The following is an 8830-nucleotide window of genomic DNA, read 5'->3' as shown; positions in this document are numbered from 1 at the left end:
GGCCGTGCGCCGGGCGTTGCTGCTCGCCGGCGACCTGCGGGCCGTCGCGGTGGCCGCGCTCTCCGGCGGCGCGACCGCGCTGGCCGGCTTCGGGCTCCAGGTCGGCCGCCCGCTCGCCCCGATGCTGGCGCAGAGCGCCCCCTCGGTGGACGAGGCGCTCACCGCGACCGGCGTCCCGGCGGTGGTCGACGTCAAGCTGGACGGCATCCGGATCCAGGTGCACCGGTCCGGCCAGGACATCGCCGTCTTCACCCGCAGCCTGGACGAGATCACCGCCCGGTTGCCCGAGGTGGTCGCCGCGGTGCGCGCGCTGCCCGCCCGGGAGCTGGTCCTCGACGGCGAGGCGATCGGGCTGGACGCCACCGGCCGTCCGCTGCCCTTTCAGGAGACCTCCAGCCGGGCCGCCCGCCGCACCACGCCGAGCACCACCGGTGGCAGTGCGGTCGCCCCGGCCGTGCTGGCCGCCGCAGAGACCACCGGCGAGGCCGTGCTGACGCCGTACTTCTTCGACCTGCTGCACCTCGACGGCGCGGATCTGATCGACCTGCCGGGCCGGGAGCGGTGGGCCGCGCTGGCCGGCGCGGTGGACCCGAGCCTGCTGGTCGGCCGGATGGAGGTGGACGGGCCGGAGCAGGCCGGGGAGGCGTTCGCCGCGGCGCTCGACGCCGGTCAGGAGGGGGTGGTGGTCAAGGACCCGGCGGCCCCCTACGACGCGGGTCGGCGCGGGTCGGCGTGGGTGAAGGTCAAGCCCCGGCACACGCTCGACCTGGTGGTGCTGGCGGTGGAGTGGGGGAGCGGGCGGCGGCAGGGCTGGCTGTCCAACCTGCACCTGGGCGCCCGGGATCCGCGCACCGGCGAGTTCGTGATGCTCGGCAAGACGTTCAAGGGGCTCACCGACGAGCTGCTGCGTTGGCAGACCGAGCGGTTCCTCGGCCTGGCGGTGGAGAAGGGCGACTGGGTGGTCCGGGTGCGGCCCGAGCAGGTCGTCGAGATCGCGTTCGACGGGGTGCAGACCAGCAGTCGTTATCCCGGCGGGATGGCGCTGCGGTTCGCCCGGGTGGTGCGTTACCGGGATGACAAGACCGCGGCGGAGGCCGACACCATCGACGCGGTCCGGGCCATCCACGCCGGCCGGATGACCGGCTGACCGGGAGCCCGCCCGGTCAGACCGGGGCGCTCGGCGCCGGTTCGGCCGCCCGGTCGACCGGCGGGCGGGGCTTGTCCAGCCCGGCCCTGCGGCGCGCCTCCCGGCGGGCCACCCAGCCGTAGCCGACGAGGCTCATGCCGGCGAAGAGCCACCACTGCACCACGTAGCCGAAGTTCTGCCAGTTGTTGGTGTGCCCGATCGGCACCGCCTGGAAGGCCGGATCGGCGGCCGGGGTCTGCTGGTCGAGCAGCAGGTAGCCGCCGTAGATCGGGTAGGGCAGCTGCCGGGCGAGCCGGCTGACGCCGATCCGCCGGGTCTCCAGCTTGCCGTCGCGCCGGTCGACCGTGCCCGCGCCGCTCTCGCCGGCCAGCACCCGGCCGCTGACGGTGACCTCGCCGGGGGGCGCGGCCGGCACCTGCGGCTGGGTGGTGGCGCCGGCGCCGGGGGCCGGCGGGATCCAGCCGTGGTCCACCAGCACGGCCGTGCCGTCGGCGAGCACCAGCGGAGTGAGCACCTCGAAGCCGACCGTGCTGTCGAGCGTCCGGCCGCGGACCAGGACCACGTTCGCGGGGTCGTACCGGCCGGTGGCGGTGGCCCGGGTCCAGGTGACCCGGTCGGCGGGGGCGGGACCGGCGGTGCCGGGTCCCCCGGTCGGGGCGGGCATCGCGTCGCGCAGCGGCGCGGGGGACATGGTCGCGCCGGCGTCGATCCGCTCGTTGATCGCCGTACGTCCCTGGTAGCGGTCCAGCTGCCAGTTGCCGAGGAACACCATCACCGCGGCGGCGACCAGGGTCAGCGCGAGACAGCCCAGCCAGCGCGGGGTCAGCAGGAACCGGTACACGCATCGAGGCTACCCGTATGAGCGGGGCCACTGAGCTGCGCGGCCCCGAACCGGCCGGTCGGCGGCAGCCAGCCGTCGGCCCGGCCGGGTATGGTCACGCGGGCGGACCGCGCGACCGGTCCGCCGCCGCGCACCACCCTCACCGCGTACGTCCCGTCGCCTGCGAGGAGTCGATGATGACCGTCGTGCCGCGCGTCCTGTTGAGCGCGCCCTCCTCGGGGCACGGCACCGGCGCCCTCACCCTCGGGCTGCTCGCCGCCCTGGCCGAGCGGGGGCTCGACGTGGCCGGTTTCAAGATCGGGCCGGACCAGATCGACGCGGCGTACCTGGGGCTGGCCGCCGGCCGCCCGGGGCGCAACCTGGACCCGCGGCTGGTCGGCCCGGAGCGGATCGCCCCGCTCTTCGCGCACGGGTCCGCGGGGGCCGGGCTCGCCGTCGTGCAGGGCACCATGGGGCTCTACGACTCGGTCGCGCGGCCGGAGACCGAGTCCACCGCGGCGGTCGCCGCCGCGCTGCGCAGCCCGGTCGTGCTGATGGTGGACGTGGCCGCATGGGGCAGTCGGTGGCCGCCCTGGTGCACGGCTTCCGGGCGTACGACGAGCAGCTCTGGCTCGGCGGCGTGGTCCTCAACCGGGTGGCCTCGCCCCGGCACGAGGCGATGCTCCGCGAGGCCCTCGACGACATCGGCGTGCCGGTCTACGGCGCGCTGCGCCGGCACGAGCTGCCGCCGGTGCTGCCCGCCCGCCGGCACGGCCTGGTCCCCGCGATCGCGCGGGACGCCGAGGCGGTCCGCGCGGTGCGCCGGCTGGGCGAGGCGGTGGCCGCCACGGTCGACCTGGACCGGCTGCTGGTGCTGGCCCGTTCGGCGCCGGCGCTGACCGTCGACCCCTGGTCGCCGGAGCCGGCGGCGGGGGCGCCGGGTGGGGCGCGTCCGGTGGTCGCGCTGGCCGGTGGCCCGGGCGGCAGCTACAGCCACCCGGAGACGGCGGAGCTGCTCCGCGCCGCCGGGGCCGAGGTGGTCACCTTCGACCCGCTGCGCGACGAGGCCCTGCCCGCGGGCACCCGCGCGCTGGTCGTCGGCGGCGGGCTTCCCGAGTCGTACGCGGACGAGCTGTCGGCCAACCGCCGGCTCTGCATCGCCGTGGCCGAGCTGGCCCGCACCGGCCGCCCGGTGCTCGCCGAGGGCGCCGGCCTGCTGTGGCTGGCCCGGGAGCTGGACGGGCTGCCGATGTGCGGGGTGCTCGACGCGATCGGTGCGAGCCGGGACGGCCTGGTGATCGGCTACCGGGAGGCGACCGCCCGGACGGACAGCGTGGTGGCCGCCGCGGGCACGGTGGTGGTGGGGCACAAGCAGCACAGCGCGGTGCTCACCCCGCGGGCCGGCGAGCGCCCGGCGTGGAGCTGGGACGGCGGCGCGCCGGAGGGCTTCGTCTGGCGGGGCGTGCACGCCTCGCAGCTCGTCCCGCACTGGGCCGCGTACCCGGAGATCGCCGCGCGCCTGGTGGCCGCTGCGGCGGTGGAGCCCGCGACCGCGGAGGCCCCGGCGTGATCGGACAGGTGGCCGTACGCCGCTTCCCGGCCCTGACGGTCTCCACCCCGCGCACCGAGGTCCGGCAGCTTACCGCGGCCGACGCCGAGGCGGTCGACGAGATCTTCGCGGACCGGCAGACCCAGCGCTGGCTGCCGCTGGCGGACGCCGTCGGGCAGATCGAGGGGCGGGCCTGGTGCACGGAGCTGGCCCGGCAGCGCCGGGACAGCGGCGACGGCGACCACTACGGGGTGCTCCGCCGGGAGGACCAGCGGGTCGTCGGCTGCCTGTGGACCCGCCGCACCGACTGGGGTGCCCGGTTGGCCGAGGTGTCCTACGCGGTCGCGCCGCACGCCCGCGGCTACGGTTTGGCCGCCGAGGCGGTGGACGCGCTGGCCATCGCGTTGATTCTGGAGCACGGCTTCCAGCGGGTCGAGCTGCGGGTGGCGCCGGGGAACATCGCGTCCCGGCGGGTCGCCGAGAAGGCCGGGTTCAGCTACGAGGGCCTGCTGCGCAACGCCGGCTTCGTCCGCGGTGCCCGCGTCGACCTGGAACTCTGGTCCTTCGTAGCCGCCGACCTCCGCTGACCCCCCCACCCCCGCCGGCCCCCCACGCCGCAGAGTCGATCAAGAGGTTTGCGTCGGGGATCCCGGGGATCCGGACGCAAACCTCTTGATCAACTAACCCGGGCGCACCCCCGGGCGGTCCGGTGGTGGGTGGTCGGCGGCGCGGTCAGCCGACGATCTGGTCGGACGGCGGGGTGAACTGGCGGGTGGGCTGGCCCTTGAGCGCGTCGCGCAGGGTCTCGGCCACCGCGCCGATCGGGACCTGGGACAGGCCGTCACCCACCGCGTTGAACGGGTTGTCCGGGTCGGCGATGAAGCTCGCCGCCGCCAGCTCCGGGGTGTACCCGACGAACCAGGCGGACCGGGTGCTGTCCGTGGTACCCGTCTTGCCGGCCACCGGGCGGCCCACCGTGCCCCGGACGCTGTCGGCGGTCGACCAGCCGCCGCAGCTGCCCTTCGCCGGGGTGTCGCCGGTCGGGCAGCGGGCCGCGTCGGTGGCGGCCCGGGCCGCGTCCGCGCTGACCACCTGCCGGCAGCGCGGCTTGGCGACCTCCCGCTGCACCCCGCCGATGGTGGTGTACATGGCCGGCGTCCCGTCCCGGTTCAGGATCGAGTTCACCGGGATCGCCTCGCAGTACCGGCCGTCGGCGCGATCGCGGCGTACGCGTTCGCCATCTCCAGCGGGGTGGCGTCGGAGACGCCCAGGGTGAACGCGCCCCACTTGGACGCGCGGTCCGGCGCGGCGTGCTCTCGGTCGACGTCGGTCCGCCAGCGCAGCCCGAGCTGCTCGGCGAGGCGGACGCCCTTCTCCGCGCCGATCTGCTCCTCCATCCACACCCAGTACGTGTTCACCGACTTGCCGAAGGCGGACCACATGGTCTGCTGCCCGGTCATCGCGCCGCTGGCGTTCGTCGGTTGCCAGTCGTTGTAGACATGCGACCTGTACCGGTACGGGGCGTTGAACTCGGTGGACAGCGTCTTGCCCGAGTTGAGTGCGGCCAGCATCGGGAACATCTTGAACGTCGACCCGGCCTGGTAGCCCGGGAGGCTGCCGCCGCCGAGCAGCGGGGCGACCGTGTTCGGGTAGTTCGCCTTGGTCTTCGGGCCGGCCTCCGGGTTGGAGCTGGGCCCGTTCTCGCTCAGGTCCAGGGAGTAGTTCCGATTCACCGCCATCGCCTTGATCCGGCCGGTGCCCGGCTCGGCGACCACGATGCCGTTGGCGAACGGGCTGCCGGTGCCGTCCTTGGCCCCGACGTTCTTCTCGGCCGCGTCCTGGACCTTCGGGTCGATGGCCAGCACGATCCGATACCCGCCGCGGCGCAGCTTGTCCATCCGTTCCAGCCGGTTCTCGCCGAACGCCGGCTGGGTGCTCCACCAGTTCTTCAGGTAGTCGCAGTAGAAGCCCCAGCTGGTGCGCTTTTCGTCGATCGAGGCGCAGTCGTTCGGCGGGTTGGTGAGCTTCAGCTGGATCGGCTGGGACTTCGCCGCCGCCGCCGCGTCCGGGGAGAGGTAGCCGAGCTGGGCCATCCGGTCCAGCACATAGTTACGCCGCCCGGTGGCGTCCTTCTGGTCCGAGGTGATCGGGTCGTACTCGGAGGGGGACTTGACCAGGCCGGCCAGGGTGGCCGCCTCGACCGGGGTGAGGGTGGCCGGGGTCTTGGAGAAGAAGATCTGCGCGGCCGCGTAGATCCCGTACGCCCGGTGGCCGAAGTAGGCCGAGTTGAGGTAGCGCTCCAGGATCTGCTCCTTGCTCAGCTCCTTCTCGACGTCCAGCGCCATCCGCATCTCCTTGACCTTGCGCAGGCTGGTCTGCTGGGTGGCCTCCTGGACCTCCTTCGGGGTGCTGGCGCTGTCCCGCAGTGCCATCCGGACGTACTGCATGGTGAGCGTGGAGGCGCCCTGGGAGACGCCGCCGGAGCGGGCGTTGGACACGAAGGCGCGGGCCACGCCCTTCGGGTCGACGCCGTGGTGCTGGTAGAAGCGGTTGTCCTCGGCGGCGACGATCGCCTGCTGGATGTTCGGCGACATGTCCGAGAGCTTCGTGTACTGGCGGTATTCCTCGTAGAACATCGTCAGCACGGTCTTGCCGTCCGGCGCGTACAGGTACGACGTCTCGGCGGGCAGCGCGGTCTTCAGGATGCTCGTCTTCTGCTCCACTGCGTGCGCGGTGGCCTTGGCGCCGATGCCGGTGACGGCGGCCAACGGGTACGCCGCGGCGGCGACCACGATGCCGGCGATCAGCCCGGCGCGGAGGAGGGGAATGGCACGACCAGCGGAGGCAAGGGGTCGGTTGCTCACATGGTCAAGCTATGACATTTCCGATTCGGAAATGAGAAGAATTCATAAACGGGCGAGCGGGTGGAGGAGTGGTGACGCGGCCCACGCCGGGATCCGCTGTCCCGCACGGCAGCTTCCCGGCAGGATCGCGGACATGCGTGGTCAGCTGATCGGAACGCCGCCGGACACCGGGACCGAGCCCGACCTCGGGCACCACGGGGACGCCGAGGCGACCCCGGGCCTGGTCGACCTCGCGGTCAACGTCCGCCGGGCCCCGATGCCCGACTGGCCTCGCCGACCCGGTGATCGCCGCCCTCGGCGACCTCGCCGCCTACCCCGACCCGGCGCCCGCCCGCGCGGCCGTCTCCGCCCGGCACGGGCGTCCCCCGGAAGAGGTACTCCTCACCGCCGGCGCCGCCGAGGCCTTCGTGCTGATCGCCCGGGCGCTGCGCGACGTCCGGCGGCCGGTGGTGGTGCACCCGCAGTTCACCGAGCCGGAAGCCGCGCTGCGGGCCGCCGGCCACGCCGTCGAACGGGTCCTGCTCGACCCGGCGGACGGCTTCCGGCTCGACCCGGCCCGGGTGCCCGCCGACGCCGACCTGGTCATGGTCGGCAATCCGACCAATCCCACCTCCGTGCTGCACCCCGCGGAGGCGCTGGCCGCCCTGGCCCGCCCGGGCCGGGTGCTGGTGGTCGACGAGGCCTTCGCCGACACCACGCTCGCCCCCGGCGTCGACGGCGAGCCGGAGTCCCTCGCGGCCCGCCGCGACCTGCCCGGCCTGCTCGTGGTGCGCAGCCTGACCAAGACCTGGGGGCTGGCCGGCCTGCGGATCGGCTACCTGCTCGGGGAGGCCGGGATGCTCGCTCGCCTGGCCGCCGCCCAGCCGCTCTGGGCGGTCTCCACCCCGGCGCTCGCCGCCGCCACCGCCTGCGCGTCGCCGACCGCGGTCGCGGCCGAGCGCGCCATCGCCGCGCGGCTCGCCGCCGACCGCGACCACCTGGTGGCCCGCCTGTCCGGCCTGCCCGGCGTACGCGTCGCGGGCCACCCGGCCAGCGCCTTCGTGCTGATCCACCGGCCCGGTGCCGACCGGGTCCGCGAACGCCTGCGCGAGCGCGGTTGGGCGGTCCGCCGGGGCGACAGCTTCCCGGGGCTCGGCCCGGACTGGCTGCGGATCGCGGTGCGCGACCCGGCCACCAGCGACGCATTCACCGAGGTACTGGCGGAGATCCTGGAGGCATGATGTTGGAGTCCACGGTCGCGGCGATCGGGCCGCTCGACGAGGCGGCGATGGTGGCCGCCCGCGACCTCCAGGGCCGGCTGACCAAGCCCGCCGGCTCGCTCGGCGCCCTGGAACCCCTGTCGGTACGCCTCGCCGGGCTGGCCGGGAGCTGCCCGCCGCCGCTGCCGGAGCCGGCCGCGGTGGCGATCTTCGCGGGTGACCACGGGGTGCACGCCCAGGGGGTCACCCCCTGGCCGCAGGAGGTCACCGCCCAGATGATCGGCAACTTCCTGGCCGGCGGGGCGGTGGTGAACGCGTTCGCCCGGCAGGCCGGCGCCTCGGTGACCGTGGTGGACGTCGGCGTCGCCACCCCGCTGCCGGTGGACCCGGCCGAGGGCACCGGCCCGGCCGGGCCCCGGCTTGTGGCCGCGAACGTCCGGCCGGGCACCCGGGACATGACGGTCGGCGCCGCCCTCACCCGGGACGAGGCGCGGGCGGCGGTGGAGACGGGCATCCGGGTCGCCGGCGAGCTGGTCGACGCCGGGGCGGGCATCCTGCTGACCGGGGACATGGGCATCGGCAACACCACGCCGGCCGCCGCGCTGATCGCCGCGTTCGCCGGGGTCGACCCGGCGGCGGCGACCGGTCGCGGGACCGGGGTGGACGACGAGACGTATCGGCGGAAGGTCGACGTGGTGCGCGCCGCGCTCGACCGGCACGCGCCCGACCCGACCGACCCGCTGGGCGTACTGGCCGCGGTGGGTGGGCTGGAGCACGCGGCGCTGGCCGGGCTGATCCTGGGCGCCGCCGCCCGCCGGGTCCCGGTGCTGCTGGACGGCGTGATCGCGGTCAGCGCCGCGCTCGCCGCCGCCGCGTTCGCGCCGGACGCGGTCGGGGCGATGGTCGCCGGGCACCGCTCCGCCGAGCCGGGGGCCACCGCCGCCCTGCGGTACCTGGGCCTCGACCCGCTGATCGACCTCGGGCTGCGCCTCGGCGAGGGGACCGGCGCGCTGCTCGCGCTGCCGGTCGTCACCGGCGCGGTCCGGGTGCTGCACGAGGTGGCCACCTTCGACTCGGCCGGGGTGGCCGAGAAGTGACGGGAAACCCGTACCCCCTCGGCCTGCGGCTCGCCGGGCGGCGCGTGGTCGTGGTCTCGGCCGTCGGGGCGGTATAGCGGTGTCAGCCGCTCGGTCGACAGAATCTTCCGCCGGTCCTTCGGGTCATAGACGCACTTGATGACCGTCGAGAACC

The 8830-nt window shown here is 75.1% G+C and carries 5 protein-coding genes and 2 pseudogenes; 5 read left to right on the top strand and 2 right to left on the bottom strand.

Annotated elements, in window-relative coordinates:
• The coding region (locus JNW87_RS30080) for an RNA ligase family protein (protein ID WP_238454827.1) at window positions 1–1147 on the top strand (1147 nt) is incomplete at its 5' end.
• Between the two features lie 16 nt (window positions 1148–1163).
• Here the strand turns inward: JNW87_RS30080 and JNW87_RS30075 are convergent.
• Window positions 1164–1988 (bottom strand): SURF1 family protein, encoded by an 825-nt coding sequence (locus tag JNW87_RS30075; protein ID WP_238454826.1) that lies wholly within the window; start codon window positions 1986–1988, stop codon window positions 1164–1166.
• Window positions 1989–2148: 160 nt separating this feature from the next.
• Here JNW87_RS30075 and JNW87_RS30070 point away from each other — a divergent pair, with 160 nt between their 5' ends.
• Window positions 2149–3537 carry a cobyrinic acid a,c-diamide synthase gene (locus tag JNW87_RS30070; RefSeq protein ID WP_375373563.1) on the top strand — a complete coding sequence of 463 codons (1389 nt, stop codon included), beginning with the start codon at window positions 2149–2151 and terminating at the stop codon, window positions 3535–3537.
• On the top strand, window positions 3534–4103 hold the full coding sequence (locus JNW87_RS30065) for a GNAT family N-acetyltransferase (RefSeq protein ID WP_238454825.1): 570 nt from the start codon (window positions 3534–3536) through the stop codon (window positions 4101–4103). Before JNW87_RS30070 ends, JNW87_RS30065 begins: the two co-directional genes overlap by 4 nt.
• Window positions 4104–4248: 145 nt before the next feature.
• Here JNW87_RS30065 and JNW87_RS30060 read toward each other — a convergent pair.
• A pseudogene (locus JNW87_RS30060) lies at window positions 4249–6380 on the bottom strand (transglycosylase domain-containing protein).
• Between the two features lie 133 nt (window positions 6381–6513).
• On the opposite strand from JNW87_RS30060, the pseudogene cobC reads away from it, so the two are divergent.
• Both cobC and cobT read left to right on the top strand, forming a co-directional pair.
• A pseudogene (cobC, locus tag JNW87_RS30055) lies at window positions 6514–7600 on the top strand (Rv2231c family pyridoxal phosphate-dependent protein CobC).
• Window positions 7600–8676: a nicotinate-nucleotide--dimethylbenzimidazole phosphoribosyltransferase gene (gene cobT, locus JNW87_RS30050; protein WP_109805594.1), complete on the top strand. Its 1077-nt coding sequence runs from the start codon at window positions 7600–7602 to the stop codon at window positions 8674–8676. Before cobC ends, cobT begins: the two are co-directional and overlap by 1 nt.
• Window positions 8677–8830: the final 154 nt, after the last annotated feature.

This window comes from Micromonospora sp. ATA51 (genome assembly GCF_016802855.1).
Taxonomy (GTDB): Bacteria; Actinomycetota; Actinomycetes; order Mycobacteriales; family Micromonosporaceae; genus Micromonospora; species Micromonospora sicca.
Note: the sequence above shows the minus strand (reverse complement) of the source record. Positions and strands in the feature narration are given on the sequence as shown.

What these genes read in the sequence shown, in the direction of transcription:
- cobT (WP_109805594.1), top strand. Translation starts at nt 7,600, where the DNA reads ATGTTGGAGTCCACGGTCGCGGCGATCGGGCCGCTCGACGAGGCGGCG.